The sequence below is a fragment of the Candidatus Methanoperedens nitratireducens genome (assembly GCF_900196725.1).
Lineage (GTDB): Archaea > Halobacteriota > Methanosarcinia > Methanosarcinales > Methanoperedenaceae > Methanoperedens > Methanoperedens nitroreducens_A.
Genome location: NZ_FZMP01000229.1, coordinates 1 through 15,491 on the forward strand (window position 1 = coordinate 1; position 15,491 = coordinate 15,491).

Annotated in this window: 19 protein-coding genes and 1 pseudogene; 8 read left to right on the top strand and 12 right to left on the bottom strand. The window is 39.0% G+C overall.

Annotation, left to right across the window (positions count from 1 at the left end; all coding sequences use genetic code 11):
* The 4 genes and pseudogenes from MNV_RS17035 to MNV_RS17050 all read right to left on the bottom strand — a co-directional run.
* Nucleotides 1–190 (bottom strand): annotated as a pseudogene (locus tag MNV_RS17035) (CRISPR-associated protein Cas4); the annotation flags it as partial.
* A 12-nt stretch (nt 191–202) separates the two neighbouring features.
* Nucleotides 203–496 carry a CRISPR-associated endonuclease Cas2 gene (gene cas2 / locus MNV_RS17040; protein WP_096207144.1) on the bottom strand — a complete coding sequence of 98 codons (294 nt, stop codon included), beginning with the start codon at nt 494–496 and terminating at the stop codon, nt 203–205.
* An 11-nt stretch (nt 497–507) separates the two neighbouring features.
* Nucleotides 508–1,476, bottom strand: coding sequence for a CRISPR-associated endonuclease Cas1 (gene cas1, locus MNV_RS17045; protein ID WP_096207181.1), 969 nt, complete (start codon nt 1,474–1,476; stop codon nt 508–510).
* Nucleotides 1,477–1,578: 102 nt separating this feature from the next.
* Nucleotides 1,579–2,253: a CRISPR-associated endonuclease Cas6 gene (locus MNV_RS17050; protein ID WP_096207145.1), complete on the bottom strand. Its 675-nt coding sequence runs from the start codon at nt 2,251–2,253 to the stop codon at nt 1,579–1,581.
* A 165-nt stretch (nt 2,254–2,418) separates the two neighbouring features.
* On the opposite strand from MNV_RS17050, the gene MNV_RS17055 reads away from it, so the two are divergent.
* A complete protein-coding gene (locus tag MNV_RS17055) occupies nt 2,419–2,655 on the top strand; it encodes a hypothetical protein (protein ID WP_096207146.1) in 237 nt (78 codons plus the stop codon).
* Entirely contained in the window at nt 2,643–3,035 is a 393-nt protein-coding gene (locus MNV_RS17060; protein ID WP_096207147.1) for a type II toxin-antitoxin system VapC family toxin, read from the top strand. The genes MNV_RS17055 and MNV_RS17060 overlap by 13 nt, the downstream gene beginning before the upstream one ends.
* On the opposite strand, the gene MNV_RS17065 is transcribed toward MNV_RS17060, so the two are convergent.
* The 8 genes from MNV_RS17065 to MNV_RS17100 all read right to left on the bottom strand — a co-directional run bounded on the left by MNV_RS17065 (nt 2,949) and on the right by MNV_RS17100 (nt 10,001).
* Nucleotides 2,949–3,242: a hypothetical protein gene (locus MNV_RS17065; protein ID WP_096207148.1), complete on the bottom strand. Its 294-nt coding sequence runs from the start codon at nt 3,240–3,242 to the stop codon at nt 2,949–2,951. The two genes, MNV_RS17060 and MNV_RS17065, sit on opposite strands and share 87 nt — an antisense overlap.
* Nucleotides 3,243–3,244: 2 nt before the next feature.
* Nucleotides 3,245–4,822 (bottom strand): CRISPR-associated helicase Cas3', encoded by a 1,578-nt coding sequence (cas3, locus tag MNV_RS17070; RefSeq protein ID WP_096207149.1) that lies wholly within the window; start codon nt 4,820–4,822, stop codon nt 3,245–3,247.
* Between the two features lie 32 nt (nt 4,823–4,854).
* The gene (locus tag MNV_RS17075) at nt 4,855–5,631 is read right to left on the bottom strand and encodes a CRISPR-associated endonuclease Cas3'' (protein ID WP_096207150.1); all 777 of its coding nucleotides are present in this window, start codon (nt 5,629–5,631) and stop codon (nt 4,855–4,857) included.
* Nucleotides 5,609–6,331: a type I-B CRISPR-associated protein Cas5b gene (cas5b, locus tag MNV_RS17080; protein ID WP_096207151.1), complete on the bottom strand. Its 723-nt coding sequence runs from the start codon at nt 6,329–6,331 to the stop codon at nt 5,609–5,611. Before cas5b ends, MNV_RS17075 begins: the two co-directional genes overlap by 23 nt.
* A 5-nt stretch (nt 6,332–6,336) precedes the next feature.
* On the bottom strand, nt 6,337–7,380 hold the full coding sequence (gene cas7b / locus MNV_RS17085; protein ID WP_179294059.1) for a type I-B CRISPR-associated protein Cas7/Csh2: 1,044 nt from the start codon (nt 7,378–7,380) through the stop codon (nt 6,337–6,339).
* Nucleotides 7,377–9,185 carry a TIGR02556 family CRISPR-associated protein gene (locus MNV_RS17090; RefSeq protein WP_096207152.1) on the bottom strand — a complete coding sequence of 603 codons (1,809 nt, stop codon included), beginning with the start codon at nt 9,183–9,185 and terminating at the stop codon, nt 7,377–7,379. Before MNV_RS17090 ends, cas7b begins: the two co-directional genes overlap by 4 nt.
* A 355-nt stretch (nt 9,186–9,540) precedes the next feature.
* The gene (locus tag MNV_RS17095) at nt 9,541–9,786 is read right to left on the bottom strand and encodes a type II toxin-antitoxin system RelE family toxin (RefSeq protein WP_096207153.1); all 246 of its coding nucleotides are present in this window, start codon (nt 9,784–9,786) and stop codon (nt 9,541–9,543) included.
* A complete protein-coding gene (locus tag MNV_RS17100; protein WP_096207154.1) occupies nt 9,783–10,001 on the bottom strand; it encodes a hypothetical protein in 219 nt (72 codons plus the stop codon). Before MNV_RS17100 ends, MNV_RS17095 begins: the two co-directional genes overlap by 4 nt.
* A gap of 800 nt (nt 10,002–10,801) precedes the next feature.
* On the opposite strand from MNV_RS17100, the gene MNV_RS17105 reads away from it, so the two are divergent.
* The 6 genes from MNV_RS17105 (at nt 10,802) to MNV_RS17130 (ending at nt 15,458) form a co-directional block, all read left to right on the top strand.
* On the top strand, nt 10,802–11,128 hold the full coding sequence (locus MNV_RS17105; RefSeq protein WP_257000102.1) for a DUF2551 domain-containing protein: 327 nt from the start codon (nt 10,802–10,804) through the stop codon (nt 11,126–11,128).
* Nucleotides 11,129–11,456: 328 nt separating this feature from the next.
* On the top strand, nt 11,457–11,825 hold the full coding sequence (locus MNV_RS17110) for a hypothetical protein (protein WP_096207155.1): 369 nt from the start codon (nt 11,457–11,459) through the stop codon (nt 11,823–11,825).
* A 21-nt stretch (nt 11,826–11,846) separates the two neighbouring features.
* Complete coding sequence (locus MNV_RS17115; RefSeq protein WP_096207156.1) at nt 11,847–13,022, top strand: cofactor-independent phosphoglycerate mutase; 1,176 nt, start codon at nt 11,847–11,849, stop codon at nt 13,020–13,022.
* Between the two features lie 240 nt (nt 13,023–13,262).
* The gene (locus tag MNV_RS17120; protein WP_096207157.1) at nt 13,263–13,541 is read left to right on the top strand and encodes an ACT domain-containing protein; all 279 of its coding nucleotides are present in this window, start codon (nt 13,263–13,265) and stop codon (nt 13,539–13,541) included.
* A gap of 3 nt (nt 13,542–13,544) precedes the next feature.
* A complete protein-coding gene (locus tag MNV_RS17125) occupies nt 13,545–14,900 on the top strand; it encodes a PFL family protein (protein WP_096207158.1) in 1,356 nt (451 codons plus the stop codon).
* Nucleotides 14,901–14,993: 93 nt separating this feature from the next.
* Nucleotides 14,994–15,458, top strand: a complete 465-nt coding sequence (locus tag MNV_RS17130; protein WP_096207159.1) for a hypothetical protein — start codon at nt 14,994–14,996, stop codon at nt 15,456–15,458.
* Nucleotides 15,459–15,491: the final 33 nt, after the last annotated feature.

The following is a 15,491-nucleotide window of genomic DNA, read 5'->3' on the forward strand; positions in this document are numbered from 1 at the left end:
CGAGCTTCTTCCGCAGGTATTCGGGATTTGTTATCCGTTTTTCTTCATGCACCTCCCTTCCCTTCAGTACCTTGAACCTTGATTCTTCATGCTGCCGGATATCAAGACAGCGCATAAAATAAATAAAGCGCGGGCAGAAAAGGTACTCAAGCACATCGGAAATCGTGATAATCGTGTCCCTGGCAGTCATAATTCGATACCCTCAAAAAAATTTCGTCAATACTTCATCGCTTACAAGCTCTTTATCGAAAGCCTGACCGAGAAGCTTTACCTTCTTAAAAGACTCATCATCCATAGGAAATACATACACCGAATCTACATCAGGATCAATCACCTCTTCGCATTCTAAAGCCATGGAATCCCTCTCGTTCGCATTAAGAGTACCAAGAAAAACACTCTTCTGCACCCGGTACAGACCTTTATCAAGGCAAATGCGGGCAACATTCTTGCGTCTGGTATTATCTGCAATATCATACACTACCCATACAATTGTCATATCATCTCATCCTATTTTATCAAACTGTTCGCTATACTGTGACATACCATCTGTATCGTGTTACGAATTTTGACATTGCGTCCGTTGTATTCGATTTCCCTGTCAAAAGTATCGTTAATAGCAGAGATCAACACAGATTTGCCCTCTTTGTTCAGGTATAAACCGCCTGGGATTTTATCGAACAAGCCCTCATGCACCTGTTTTTTCGAAAAAAGGTTAATAACAGTCCTATCGATGTGTACCCTGAAAATCTCTATAAGATCGAAAACAAATGATCTTTTATTGTAATTATCAGTATGCAGGAAGCCCATGTAAGGGTCAAGTCCTGCGATGATGCATGCTTTCTCAACCTGTGAGTACAGAACCCCATAGCCGTAATTGAGCAGGCAATTGAAGGCATCGTGCGCCGGGTCCCGGCTCCTGCCGTTGAACTTCCAGGCATCGGGCATAATGCTGCTAAGAGCATCGAAATACGTGAGGGATGCCATGCCCTCAGTCCCCATAATCGAGCCGCGCTTCTCTTCAAGTGAACCTTTCATGCCCATAAGGTCTTCCTTCAATTGCGCCATCTTCGCAATGCGCGGCTCAAGCACATCCTTATCGTCAGGACGGTTCTTTTTCAGGTCTTTGAGGAATTCAAGCTGGTTTTCAAGTTTTTGCACGATCCAGCCGCGCGCCAGGTTGAATCCCACAGCAGACGCCTCAGCCTCAAGCTGCCTGCGCCTGATAAGAGTGGTGCTTCCAAGCCTGGAGTGCCATACCCTGCCAAACGGGTTTCCATTATAATCAAGGAAAACTATATCGATATTGTTCTCAACAGCAAACTCAATGGCATCTGTGGTAATGGTCGCAGATGTGGAAATAAGGATGCTGTCCACTTTATCAGCCGATATTTCAAGGCTCTTGTCATCGTTCTTTACAAGGAAACAGTTCTTTTCCTTTTTGAGATACGCGCCCCGCGTGTTTATTACAAGTTGCATGTCGCACAACATACTACAATCTTTACATATATAATATTATTTTGAACTTTTAAACAATCCTGTGAACACTTTGCGTCCTTTGCACGTTTTTGCGGTGCATGACTATTTGTCTCGGTTTTGATTTTCCGAACTGATAACAGCCCCGAAGCCCCGTGAGACCGATTTCCCTACGCCGAGATAATCAGGTATGAGGAAGTTGGCGCAAAACCCTCCTGTGAAGCTCATCACGTTCACGTCTTTTAACCTGCTTTTCCTGATTTTTACATCAACATCGCACTTTATCATCCCAGACACCTGGTAATCCAGCGATTTCGACATGGAGAGCAAGTTCGCTATCAGCGTTTTTCTCAGGAATTCCTTTCTTTCCTCCATTCCGCTCATCCCATAGTACCGCATATAATTCTCCTGGTTCAGCGCAAGCCACGGGGTTGCGAACTCATAGGAATGTATCTTATCGGTTATCCCGAACTCCTGGTTCCTGACAGCGATGCCCTTCTCCACTATCTCATACACCTCCCCACCAAGTTTTATTTCATCGTATTTATCATAAATCTGTTTTAAAACTTCGGCGCCGTCATTAATGCCAATGACCATCGGTGCGCCGTCTATCATTTTGTACTGCACCAGAGGATAGCGGTAGATGAGCTTATCGGCATTGTGCTGGTGGAGGAGGGAGTATTCATTGAATCTGGTGGCGAAGAAGCCGCGCAGTTCAGGAGCGGAGCCACGGATGGGGCGGGTGGAGGCGAGGGTGAGGGTGAAGGTTTTAATATTCATATTTCAATGCACTGAACAGGGATTTATTAACACAGATAATCGTGCTATTTATCCTCCTGTCGGTTATAGATTTCTGATTTTTTTTCTCAAATCGTTCAGAACCCCAAAATATATAGCAAACAGTAGCTATTTATACGATAGAACAAAGTAGATAAGGTGGTAAAAGTGCCATTCAAGACCATTAAAATAAGGGATGAGACCTATGAGAACTTGAACGCCCTTATAGGTGACCTGATGAAAGAGTTCAAAAGACCTGTATCCATGGATGAGGCATTGAGATATTTACTTAAGAGCAGGAAAAATATGCCAAGTAAGTTTGCCGGGGGCTGGAAGATGGACGAGGATGAACTTGATAAGATGAGAAGCGAATTAAAGGAGGCGTGGAAAAGATGGGAATTGTAGTAGATACCAATATCCTGATCGATCTTCTAAGGGATGAACGGTATGCTGTTAACAAAATGAAAGAGCTTGAGAAAAACGAGGATATCGCCACTACGGATATAAACGCCTTCGAGCTGTACTTCGGAGCTTACAATTCCAGGGATAAAGAGAGGAATATCGCATCGACAAGGGGTCTTTTGAAAAACCTGACCCTGCTGCATACAGGGGAAGGGAGTATGGAGACCGCAGGGAGGATATTTGCGCAAAGAAGGGCAGAAGGCAGGATGATTGAAATCAGGGATCTGCTCATCGCCTCAATCGCATTGCAGAGTGGATACAGGCTCCTGACGAACAACAGGGATCATTTTGAAGGGATAAAAGGGCTGGTCATTCAGGATTAAATTTTCGGCGCAGTCAATAGTGCCCGGCGCGCCGTCTGTTGTTTTGTACTGTGCCGGAGGATAGCGGTAGATGAGCTTATCGGCATTGTGCTGGTGGAGGGGGGAGTATTCATTGAATTTGGTGGCGAAGAAGCCGCGCAATTCAGGTGCGGAGCCGCGGATGGGGCGGGTGGAGGCGAGGATGAGGGTGAAGGTGCGGAGGAGCATAATTAAAAAAGTAAGGTTCCCCCTGAACCCGGTATGAATCCAATTTCTGTATCATACCTATCTTTTAATTCTTCTATTGAAATATAGGCTATACCAGTTTCATTTTCAGGATTTGGTGCCTTATTTTTGGGGATTGAAATAACGTATTCATAGAAATCTTTTTTTATTTTTAAGAATTCGTTTTTTCTATCAAGTGGGTTTTTTAGTTCTCTTATTGCCTTATATTGATTCCATACAGCTTTAGCGAAATAGTCCAACTCGATATACACATCGATTTTATAGTAGTCATCTTGAATAAGTTTGAAATTTTTACATAGTTGTTCAAATTCTAATTTTTTGACAAACGAAAGAATACTATCGGATTCGTCATCACTTCCACTGTCTTTGATTTTTTTAAAGTAATTATTACTCAAAGTTAAAAAGTAATTTTCGCTTATCCTTTCTGGAGCCTCTTTGAGGACGTCCCTAGTTTTATCGATTAGAAAGGGTGAATAGATATACCTATAGAATTCCTTATTTTCATCTTTAAGGATAAATAATTTTACGAGTCCTTTCTTCCCATCTGTATAGTTTCGATTGCATCTTCCAGAAACTTGATTTATTGAATCCATTGGTGAAAAATCACGATAAACAATATCCACATCAATATCTACCCCAGCTTCAATTAATTGAGTACTGACAATTATTTTTCTATCTTTATTGTCTTTTATTTCGTTTATTCGTTCAAGCCGCTGATAAGGGGTAATATTAGTAGAAAGATAATACAACTTTGTATCTGGAATTTTTAAAGATTTTAAATATTGGTACACATTTTTTGAAGAATTTATTGTATTCAGGACAATAAGAAAATTTTTACTATTATTTGCTTCAACATCCTTTTTTACAATCTCTTCAAAATCATCAAGAATCATGGGTTCAATATTTGGTATTAGTTCGATTCTATCAAATCTGTCAAAATAAGTTTTTTTGTTTTTTACAAGTTCAACGATTTCATTCTTACTTTCATCAAATATCAAAGGTTGAGTAGCGGTTACAAAAACAAAATAAGTATTGAAACATTTTGAAAATAATGAAATAACCTCTTTGAATAAAAGCCAATATTCATGAGGGATCGATTGAACTTCATCAAGAATTACAATTGAATTTATAATGTTATGACATTTTCGTAAGGACCTATTTTTATTTGAAATTAAAGTATGAAATAATTGTATGAATGTTGTTACAATGATCTCAGCGTTCCATCCTTCAATCAATAGTAGGCTTTCGGGGGTTTCGTAATCAGATTTTTCCTCCGTTTCATAAAAAATGTCAGATAAATGGTGATGCTTCAATAGAATATCAGTTGTTGGAGTTTTTCCCTGAACTTTTTCAAATACTTCTTCAAAAACCTTGAAATTCTGATCTATAATACTTAAAAATGGAAGTGAATATATAATTTTAGGTGTAAAGTTAATCTCCTTTCTAATTTTTTCCCTTAGTTTTAAAGAAAAAGATAAAACAGTAAGTGTTTTCCCAGTTCCAGTCGGAACATTCAAAGAATAGATATTATTATTCAAATTCAAGGTTTTTAATTCTCCCATAACATCTGAATAAATTTCATTTCGAATAATATCTATTTTATTTTTGGTTTATCGTAGCCTTTAATTGTCCGATAATTATCAACCAAATCAAAAGGAATCACTTTATTGCTTTCGATTTCTTGAAGACCTGACGCATCTAATTTATCTGAATTTAAAAGAATAGAATAAAAAAGCTGAGTTAAGAGATAACATTGGATGGATTTTTCTTTTTCTAAATAATCAGAAAAACCCCTTCTGTTACTTTTAATTTCTCCAATTATTCTTTCATAACCACAAATAAATTTAGTTATATCAATATTAGGCAGCAACTCTAAGTAGATTTCTTTGAGTTCTTCGAAATATAATAATTTAATTTGCCTTCCCAAAATTTCGATATTATCCTTGTCTAAACTTAAAATTTCATCTTGCGCATCTTCCAAGTTTCCATGATGTTTTTTTACTACAAGATAACCTATCAAAGGTAAAAATTGGAATTTTAACTCTTTAAATGACTCTTTTATCACAAAATAAGTAAATATTGAAGATAGCAGGCCATGCCTTGTTTCAGGATTATTCTTTAGGGAAGCTTTGCGTTTTTCATCTTTTTCGTTTATATAACTTTGAAAATTACAGGTACCTTTTCCAAAATCATGTGAAACACCTGTAAAATAGGAAAAATTTGCAAATATTTCATCATTTAAACCAAAAAACTTTGAATTGATGTTCTTTGATTCAACAGTAGTTTTACAGAATAATCCTACATTTCTAAGATGGTCAATTAAGAATTTGTCAGGATGAGATTTTAGATCAAAGGAAGATGATTGATTCATTATTATCCAATTCCCAATATCTATCAACTTTTGCCGTTATTCCTTTTCCATTAATTCCATTTCTTTCGAACATAACTTTTCTATATTCTTTTAATGTTCTATCCAGTTCCATTTCAGTTGGAATTGTTTCAGAAAAATATTCCCCATCTTCCAATTTGATTTCTTTGATCAAGTCAGTAGGAATAGCGGAATCCATTTTTACGAAATCGGAGGATGATTTTTCTTTTATTACCGTTTCTCCAATGAATTCAAAATTAGCTATATGTTCGGTAATCCCTAAGCATGGAGTATAGACGCATTTATGATATAAAAGCAGAGATTTTGCTTTATTAAATATATTTGGATCTGTATGATGGAAATATATTCTGTATTTTGCATCTTTCACAAATTCGAACCTGATTTGTGTTCGAGGTCCATGTGAGCCTTTTTTAATCGGAATGAAATAGTCATCCTTAGTATTAATAAGATTTTCAGCAATTCTTACTTTTTTAATTGGATTCAAGATTTTAACGGCAATCTGCGCCTGTTGTTTTGAGAAATATTTTAAATATTCATCTTTTGGAAGGCCTAAGATAGCCCCTATAAGCCCACTAATTGCGGTTCTTGGTGGAATTGAAAAAGTAAGAGGCGATGTTGTAGTGTAGTATTTCCTAAAATGTGCATACTCACCCCAAACATCGAATACCAATATTTTATCCATACATCCTACAATGATAACGGTAGTGCTGGAATTCCGGTGCTTTTAAAAGCTTCATTAATCGCGACTTCTTTACCTTCTAATTCAAATCTAGCTCGTTCATCAATTTTGTATTCAACATTTTGAATTAAATCCTTTTTGTTTTTTAGGACGTCGATTATTTTTGTCAGATTTATCTTTACTTGAGAGATGTCTCTCAATTCTTCATCAGGAACTTCTTTCACTAAAGAAATCATACTATTGAGGTCACCTATGTGATAATTAGTCTCTTTGTAATTTACTTTTATAAGCAATCTTGGAACTTGGCCAACTTTTGATCTTGAGATTAGATTTTTTGTACCGTTCCATATACTATCGAGTAGAAGCTTTACATCATCATCTGTTAGTTTTGTCTCTTTTGCGGCATTTTCATTTATGATTCCATAGAAGTTTATTAATGAGTAGAATAGAAAATCTTCTTCACGGAACGTCTTTTGTTCAGCATTCTTACCAGAGGCAAATGCACCCGTTCCTTTGAAGTGTTTAATGAATACTTTATGCAGCGATCTACCTATCTTAAATTGAACAGGTCCCGTAAAAGTCAAAGAACTTGTCTGTTCTTTGCTTTCAGTTTGTTCTTTAATATCTTCTTTAGGCTTTTCAGTCTTTTTTCCCTTCTTAACTTTCAATTCCAACGGAATTGTTGCTCCGAAGAGTCTCACGTCTATACATTGTTTTAGAATTTCAAATGTAGCTATCTCTTTTTGTTGCTGAAGTGTTTTGCCCTCTCGTTCCGCTAATGGAATATGTTTTAAAAAATCTGATGCTCTTAGTTTTGCGTCCTGAATGTGGCCTTCTTCATCGGATATCTCTCGTACAAAAATATCTTGTTTCTTAAAGTTGTATAAATAGTCCCGGATAGTTCTCTTAAGCCTTACATCTGTTACAAGATTGACGCCTGTTTCTTCATCAATTCTTGGTTTATTTTCATCCAAAGGGTCTCCATTTGGATTTGCATCTTTCACATCGTACAAAAAAACAAGTTCCGACCTATTTGTGATTATATTGCTCATGTTGTTTCCTCCGTTGTTGATTTAAATAAATTTGAGAGATTCATACCCAGTACAAAATAAAAGCTGATCTCATCGTTAGACATTTTCCACCCTTCTCCTGACTGAACCATATATTTCCCAATTAAAAATTCAAGACCTTTATAATAATTTTTCCCGTACTCTTCAAGCTTATTTTGAATTTCTGGCAACAACTTCTTTACATGTTTTTCATCTAATTTCAATCCCTGAAGTTTTACTCTAAATGGCGTAGCTTTTCGATCATTGTACTGAATATTTAATAAGTATTGTGTTAATACACCTTCTAAGAATATTGCTTTTTTCGAGTCTTTATTAAAGAAATCAGGAAACTCTTTAAACAAAGTATTGGCTTTTTCTTCTAACGGTAAATTCGTTCCTTGCAGCAGGTTTGTGATGCTTTTTTCATTCATATTTTTACCTCCATTAAAATTGTCAAGAAGTTCTAATTCGTTTAAATAAATAAGAAGTTGAAAACCCTTCAAAGTAAGATATTTTGTAAATTTTTTTTCATCTTGAAATTCTATTCGGATTTTCCTCATTATTGCCAAAATTAAAAATGAATAATCTATTTTCTTATTCGTAAAAATTTTATTTGTTATTTCAAGGAAATTGCTTTTAGGAAAAAATGAAAAAATGTTTCCAAAGTTAAATTCCATCGATTTACCATCTTTCAAAACTTTAAAGATGGATTTTTTATCAACATTCTCTTTAGCCTTGAAAAGTATTCTCAATCGAGAAGGTAATATATCTTCTATGTAGAGTAAAATCCTGAATGCTGATTTATCTATTCTATAAATTAATAAATTATTATTGAAAAAATTATCCTGTTCAGCAAGCTTATTTAAAATTTCCTTTTCATTGTCATCTAAAAGATGAATATATTTTGTTTCAAATTTTGGATCTTTTTCCTTGAATTCTTCTAAGATTTTGTATATTTCTTCAGCTTTATTTTGATTCAAAAGTTTCGGGATTATATAATAATTGAATCCGTAAAATTTAAAATTTGAATTCTCATGAATATATTTTTTCCCTTCTTCTAATGTTAATGCACATTTTAAACATACTGGATAATTTTTCCATGCCAACGATTGATTGAATCCACCACTAACGAATCCAGGCTTATCAACTGTATAGTCAAAAGTTCCAACAAAGCCAAATACTTCTTCGGATTTTTTTCTACAGACTGAACAAAACTTCTCAATAGCTTTCGATTCCTTTCCATATTTTTGGTAATATCCATTGGAAGTGTCCTCAATTAAAACTTTTCTAAATACTGGAAAGTCGCCAATATATTTTTTATCGGGAGAATAAATAAGCAGTGTTGTTATTTTATTTTCTTTTTTATCTAAACTACCATATTTTAATTTTAGATCGGAAAGAATTATCGTATTATTTGATTTCAAGCAATCTTCAATCCCTTTTAGAAATATGATTTCCTCAGCATTGAAAGAATTATTATTTTTTTCAATAATTTTTGTAAACCATTTAATAATTTTGTTAGCAAAGGTCTTATCAATTTCTGTGACCCTACTGGTAGGTGTTAAATCAGTTCCATTGGGATCTCCTTGTTTATACAGATATTGTTTTATTTTACTTTTGCTATATTCTTCCAATTCAATTCCTGCATATTCAAACCCTTTTTCAGTTTTATTAATTTTAATACCGAGAATATGTTTATATGTATTATTGGTCGCTGGATCCTCAATTACGATATCTGTTGGGTCTTCTAATCGTCTTCCAGCTTTTTCAAGTGAGTATTCTCCAATTTCTTTTACAGCCTCAATCATTCACGTCACCCTCCGCCCTCATCTCTCTCCCGCCTTCCATTTCCATCGCCTCAACATCATCATTACAATCCACCATCCTCCCTGAAAACTACTCCTTTATTTATATATTTTACGAGAGCGGTACGAAAGTATTCCATCGAGATCATCCGCCAACTTGACTTGTTGCGATAGAACACGGCTGACACCGATGATTACTGATTTCGTATCCGTGAAAATCCGTTTGATCCGTGTCATCCGTGTTCGTTTTAATTTGTCTAAAACGACTGGCAGAATACTATATATCCTGTCAATCCTGTAAATCCAGTCTAAAAAGTTCAGAAATAAGGTACACGAAGGGTCAAAAATCGTGCCTGCGTCACCTGTAAACTTTCTTCCTGTGCTCAAACTTGTGAAGGATTATTAAATCGCTCTTGAACTCGTATATAACCCTGAAAGGCGGGACTTTAATGCTTCTAAGCGTGAAAAGGTCGTATCTTAAAGGCTTTCCAACTTCAGGGTCATCGATAATCTTTTGAACTATTTTCTTAACTCTCGCCTGGATTTTCTTATCCCCTATCTTCTTTAAATCCCCCTTGAATTCATCGGTGTATATAACTTTCATACCCAGACTTCATCGAGGTCGTCCACGCTTTTTAACTCATGCACTCTGCCTGCTTTTACATCATCCTTTGACTTTTTTATTCCTGCCATAAGCGTTTCATCGTTCATTATTTCAATAGTTTCGATTATTGACTCAAGTTCTTCCTTTAATTTTTTAAGATTATTCAGTGCGTCATAGCTTATGACTATCTTGTTTTTGGAAAGGGTTTCTGGCATAACTATCACATGTATGCATATTATTATTTATAGACTACTGGTATCATCCACAAAAATTTACCCTCAAGATTTTTAATAATACATTCCCTGCCGCCTCTCGCCCGCCTTCCATTTCCATCGCCTCAACATCATCATTACAATCCACCATCCCCCCTGAAAACTACTCCTTTATTTATATATTTTACGAGAGCGGCGCGAAAGTATTCCATCGAGACTGATTTCGTATCCGTGAAAATCCGTTTGATCCGTGTCATCCGTATTCGTTTTAATTTGTCTAAAACGACTGGCAAAATACTATATCCTGTCAATCCTGTTAATCCTGTCCACTATCTGTTTTTCACCCTCGATGATTGTATACGATCTGAGACGCCGGAATTGGCGGATAGCCTCGCATAGAGTATATGCTGAAAAAGCGCCGCGATATAAACAGTGGACTGGTACGAACCCCCGTCGAGTTCGTTGTGAGTTCGTATTAAGTTCGTTGTTTCACATTTTGCGCCATCGCCTCCGACATCCTTAAATCTACGATTAGTGTTTTAAATTCAAATTCAGTTTTCAATACTGTGCTATTTTACAGATATGATTTTAAGTTGTCGCATATGTGAATGTACTCTAAATTGTGGAGCAACCGATTTTTTACACACACTCAGCAATGGTGCTACCGGTTTTTTGCGATCAACTTGCTCGTATCTGTTAGGGAAAAGAGCGAACTGACCAGCATGTCCATTCGTCCGAAAACTTGGAATGCCAACTTTTTTATTAACCAGCAACATATAGTTGTGCATAGTTTGAGTGAGGATATGATTTTAGCAGATAATTATACGGCTGGCAATATGGATGATAAAATCAAGGACAGGCTGATGAAATTTTTGATAAAGGACAAAAAAGGTATCAGGAAGTGCCTGTTAAGACTCTTTTTGCAAACTAGGAGCTATACTACAAGCGAGGTCTATGAGTACCTTATAAAGCAGGGTTTTGATGTGAGCTACAGGGGAATATATGCCCTTGTCGGACAGATGCACAGCAGACTCGGAATCCTGCACATATACCCGGCTCGTGAGCACCGTATCTATTCCCTTAAGGAAAACTGCGGAAATATTGTAGAGATGGTTTTATCAACCGGATAAATAGATAAAATAAGATTTTACGTATTGTAAAACCGTAAATTATTTTTTCTTAGCTGAATTGTGCTTCCTGACATTCCGGTTAATAGCAATCTCTTTATAGATAATATTTATATCTATTTTATACTTTTTTTCTTCTATTTGTTGCTGAAGGTCTATGCAGTCCATAAATGTCAATAGCCATTTATCAAAAGTCATCTATATAAACAGGGTTGTGAGGTATGTGTGATATGTATGATCATTGAAATCGGCTTTGTAGAAATATCATCTAATCCATAGAAAAACAATTATATAACAGGGATTACAATATAAGTACACAAGAGGGTGCACTATGTCAATTCTCGATGTGACCGAAGACCAGATATTTCAGACGTTGGGCAAAGGAAGAGATCCGAATTTTAAACAGATAGAAAAAGTGAGACCCGTAGTGGCCAAACCAAAGAAAACTTACACGCTCAACAATATGAAATCAGTGCAGGCATCAAAAACCGTAACAGCACAGCCGCAAACGCAGTCTGTGGTCGAACCTGCAAAACCTGCTCTCTCGCCCGAAGTTGATGAATCCATGAAGAAGCTCAGCGTGGAATTAAGCGAGCTGAACACAAGGGTAAGCGGGATCCAGAGAATGGTCAGGTGGTATATAATACCGCAGTTCATGGTGGTCCTTGTTCTGCTGCTTACACTGATCGCGAAAAGCTGATATTCCTTTTTAGAGGGTGACATGAAATTTATCGTTCTCGTTGGAGACGGAATGGCTGATTATCCCATTCCCGAACTTGGGGACTTAACGCCTCTTCAGGCAGCGAATACCCCGAATATGGATTTTATCGCAAAGCACGGCAGGAACGGTGTTGCGAAGACCGTGCCTGAAAGCATGACCCCGGGGAGCGATGTGGCCAACCTCTCCATCATGGGCTACGACCCTGTGCAGTATTATGCCGGGCGCGGTCCTCTTGAGGCTGCAAGCATGGATGTAGCTCTCGGGAAGGATGACATCGCTTTCCGGTGCAACCTCATAACCGAAAAAGACGGACTGCTTGCCGATTACAGTGCAGGGCACATCTCAAGTGAGGAAGCCCGGATTCTTATCGGGGCTGTGGACAGCGAGCTTGGGAACGATTGCAAATTCCATGCCGGTGTGAGTTACAGGCATCTGCTCGTAATGGGGCAGGGAGAAAGAGCCGTATGTACGCCCCCGCACGATGTGGTAGGGCAATCTATTGCCGATGTGCTGCCGCGCGGGGAAGATTCTGAGATTTTAATAGACCTTATCAGGGCATCAAAATCCATTCTTGAGACCCATGAGCTTAATGCGAAGCGGAAGAAGGACGGGAAGAACATCGCTAATCTTATCTGGCCGTGGGGTCAGGGAAAAGCGCCCCTGATGCCGTCCCTCATGGAATTATACGGCATCTCCGGCTCGATCATCTCAGCCGTTGATTTACTGAAAGGTATCGGCAAGTATGCAGGTCTTTCGGTCATAGATGTCCCCGGAGCTACAGGATACCTGGATACCAATTTCTCAGGCAAGGCGGCATATGCCCTTGAATCACTGCAGGAGCGGGATTTTGTCTTTGTCCATGTGGAGGCGCCGGATGAGGCGGGGCATATGGGCAATACAGAAGCCAAGGTAAGGGCTATTGAGGATTTTGATGAGAAAGTGGTGGGCGGGATGCTGAATGAGCTTGGCGGTTTTGGCGAGTACCGTATCATGGTTTTACCCGACCATCCTACGCCCGTTTCCATCAAAACGCACACAAGAGAGCCGGTCCCTTTTGCGCTCTATTCCTCGACAAGGAAAGCGGATTACGTGAACAGGTTCGATGAGTTTTCAGCCAGGAATGGGGTTTTCGGGCTTGTGGAAGGACACACGCTGATGAAACTGTTGACGAAGTGATAACAGGTATATAAGAGTTTGATGGGCGGTGGGGAGTGGGGGTTAGTATTAAAAAAGTTTATAACCGCCCATCAAATATATCATATGTTCCTCTTACATATATAGTTTACACATGCTTTTAGTACATGCTCAAAGCATATGTCAATGCTATATGCTAAAAGCACATGTTTTGCCGTGATTTTGCCATGATAAAATTTAACTCTCAGTTCCGATATTAATTGAACCCGGAAGAGGCAAAGAATGACCAAATACCTTGTATTCATAACAGTGATAGGAAAAGACCGAAAAGGGATAATCGCCAGGATCTCAAACGCTGTTTTCAGGCATAACATCAACATCGAGGACCTGAACCAGAAAGTAATGGAGGGTTATTTTGTAATGACCATGCTTGTGGACATGTCCGACTCGCCGATAACGATAGCAGAGTTGAAAAAAGAACTTTCGGTCATCGAAACTGAGATGGGTCTTAAGATACAGGTCCAGCACGAGAACATTTTCCAGACCATGCACCGGGTGTAAATCATGGAATACTCGCTTGAAGAGGTCATGGAAACCGTAAACATGACGCTCTATCATAATTTCGATATAAGGACTGTGACTCTCGGGCTTAACCTGAAAGACTGCATCAATTCGGATATCGAGGTCTTCAGCTCAAATGTGTATGATCGTGTTACGGAATACGGGGAAAAACTTGTCGCGCAGGCAGGGATGCTTGAGGAAAAATACGGTGTTCCGATAATCAATAAAAGGATATCGGTGACACCGGTTTCCCTTATAATAGAATCCAGCGTTGCGGATGCATCTGTCAGGATCGCACAGGCTCTTGATAATGCCGCCCGCGATGCAAATATCGATTTCATCGGCGGGTACGGCGCCCTTGTCCAGAAAGGGATGACGCGTGCCGATACGCGCCTCATCGATTCGCTTCCCGATGTCCTGTCCGGCACAGAAAGGGTGTGCGCTTTTCTTAACGTTGCCTCAACAGCATCGGGTATGAACATGGACGCAATAATAAGGCTCGGGTGTATTCTCAAGGAAATCTCGGACAGGACCGAGAACGGGGCAGGATGCGCGAAATTCGTGGTGTTCTCAAACGCTCCTGAGGATAACCCGTTCATGGCAGGGGCTTTCCACGGAGTCGGTGAGCCTGATTTTTCGCTGAATATAGGCATCAGCGGCCCTGGTGTGGTAAGGAACGTGGTCGAGAAGAACAGGGACTGCGACCTGACCGCGCTTTCCGAGACAATCAAACGCACGTCTTTTAAGATAACAAGAGCCGGCGAATTAATAGGAAGGGAGCTTGCGATGAATATGGGTGTTCCTTTCGGGATAGTGGACATCTCGCTTGCATCGACCACCAGAGTAGGAGATTCCGTCGCCGGGATAGTGGAAATGATGGGCATAGAGAAAATGGGCGCACCGGGAAGTACAGCCGCGCTTGCACTTCTTATCGATGCAGTAAAGAAAGGCGGTGCCATGGCGTCGGGGAACGTGGGCGGCCTGAGCGGGACATTCATCCCGGTGAGTGAGGATTCAGGCATGAACGCCGCTGTAAAGTGCGGTGCGCTCTCGATAGAGAAGCTTGAGGCTCTTACTGCGGTATGTTCGGTCGGGCTTGATATGATAGCCATCCCCGGCGACACGCCTGCCGAGACCATATCAGCCATAATTGCAGATGAGCTTTCCATAGGCGTCGTGAACGCAAAGACAACCGGCGTGAGGCTCATCCCGGTTCCGGGTAAGAAAGCAGGGGATTATGTAAACTTCGGCGGGCTGCTCGGTGAAACTTACGTAATGGAGACAAACAAGTTCAGCTCGCGCGATTTCATATTGCGGGGCGGAAGGATGCCAAGCCCGGTCACGAGCATGAGGAATTAGCATTAATATGGCACAATCCTGATTTTCACAAATCAGGCGTGTGAAATTGATGTGAATCATATTTAATAGCGTGTCAATCTAATAAAATATTTTATGGACATTACAACGCCCCTTCTACCAAAACTATTAAATCTTAAAGAAAAATCAAGTGCCAGGGCTGTAGTGCTGCTTGACCCGACATATCTTAAAGGAGAAGCTTCACATATAGCAGGAATTAAGACACCTGAAGTAAAACTTTCTTTTGAGGAACTGACAGAATATCTCACAGGATATGCTGCTTTTACAAAGAACTTTCTAAAAAATATACACATTGAAGACCCGCTGGCACCGAGAACAGTATATATCTCAACTGAAGACCGGAGGGTATATCTTTTCCATTTCTATGTCAAAACCAAACAAAAGACAGACCCATTTTCTATTTTCCTTGGACTCACTGTCAGAAAAAACATGGATGCAATTAAAGAAGGTAAAGAAAATCCATGGGAAATTCCACAGTACGTTTTTGATAATGCATGGGATACTATCAGAGAGATACAAGAGATATACAGTCGATTTTGATTTTTAACCATATCTAATAAAACTTGATATCGA

Bases quoted from the DNA above. Each gene is read 5' to 3' on its own strand.
- cas2 (WP_096207144.1), bottom strand. From the start codon at position 496: ATGACAATTGTATGGGTAGTGTATGATATTGCAGATAATACCAGACGC.
- cas1 (WP_096207181.1), bottom strand. From the start codon at position 1,476: ATGCAACTTGTAATAAACACGCGGGGCGCGTATCTCAAAAAGGAAAAG.
- MNV_RS17050 (WP_096207145.1), bottom strand. From the start codon at position 2,253: ATGAATATTAAAACCTTCACCCTCACCCTCGCCTCCACCCGCCCCATC.
- MNV_RS17060 (WP_096207147.1), top strand. From the start codon at position 2,643: ATGGGAATTGTAGTAGATACCAATATCCTGATCGATCTTCTAAGGGAT.
- MNV_RS17065 (WP_096207148.1), bottom strand. From the start codon at position 3,242: ATGCTCCTCCGCACCTTCACCCTCATCCTCGCCTCCACCCGCCCCATC.
- cas3 (WP_096207149.1), bottom strand. From the start codon at position 4,822: ATGGGAGAATTAAAAACCTTGAATTTGAATAATAATATCTATTCTTTG.
- MNV_RS17075 (WP_096207150.1), bottom strand. From the start codon at position 5,631: ATGAATCAATCATCTTCCTTTGATCTAAAATCTCATCCTGACAAATTC.
- cas5b (WP_096207151.1), bottom strand. From the start codon at position 6,331: ATGGATAAAATATTGGTATTCGATGTTTGGGGTGAGTATGCACATTTT.
- cas7b (WP_179294059.1), bottom strand. From the start codon at position 7,380: ATGAGCAATATAATCACAAATAGGTCGGAACTTGTTTTTTTGTACGAT.
- MNV_RS17090 (WP_096207152.1), bottom strand. From the start codon at position 9,185: ATGATTGAGGCTGTAAAAGAAATTGGAGAATACTCACTTGAAAAAGCT.
- MNV_RS17095 (WP_096207153.1), bottom strand. From the start codon at position 9,786: ATGAAAGTTATATACACCGATGAATTCAAGGGGGATTTAAAGAAGATA.
- MNV_RS17100 (WP_096207154.1), bottom strand. From the start codon at position 10,001: ATGCCAGAAACCCTTTCCAAAAACAAGATAGTCATAAGCTATGACGCA.
- MNV_RS17105 (WP_257000102.1), top strand. From the start codon at position 10,802: ATGATTTTAGCAGATAATTATACGGCTGGCAATATGGATGATAAAATC.
- MNV_RS17110 (WP_096207155.1), top strand. From the start codon at position 11,457: ATGTCAATTCTCGATGTGACCGAAGACCAGATATTTCAGACGTTGGGC.
- MNV_RS17115 (WP_096207156.1), top strand. From the start codon at position 11,847: ATGAAATTTATCGTTCTCGTTGGAGACGGAATGGCTGATTATCCCATT.
- MNV_RS17120 (WP_096207157.1), top strand. From the start codon at position 13,263: ATGACCAAATACCTTGTATTCATAACAGTGATAGGAAAAGACCGAAAA.
- MNV_RS17125 (WP_096207158.1), top strand. From the start codon at position 13,545: ATGGAATACTCGCTTGAAGAGGTCATGGAAACCGTAAACATGACGCTC.
- MNV_RS17130 (WP_096207159.1), top strand. From the start codon at position 14,994: ATGGACATTACAACGCCCCTTCTACCAAAACTATTAAATCTTAAAGAA.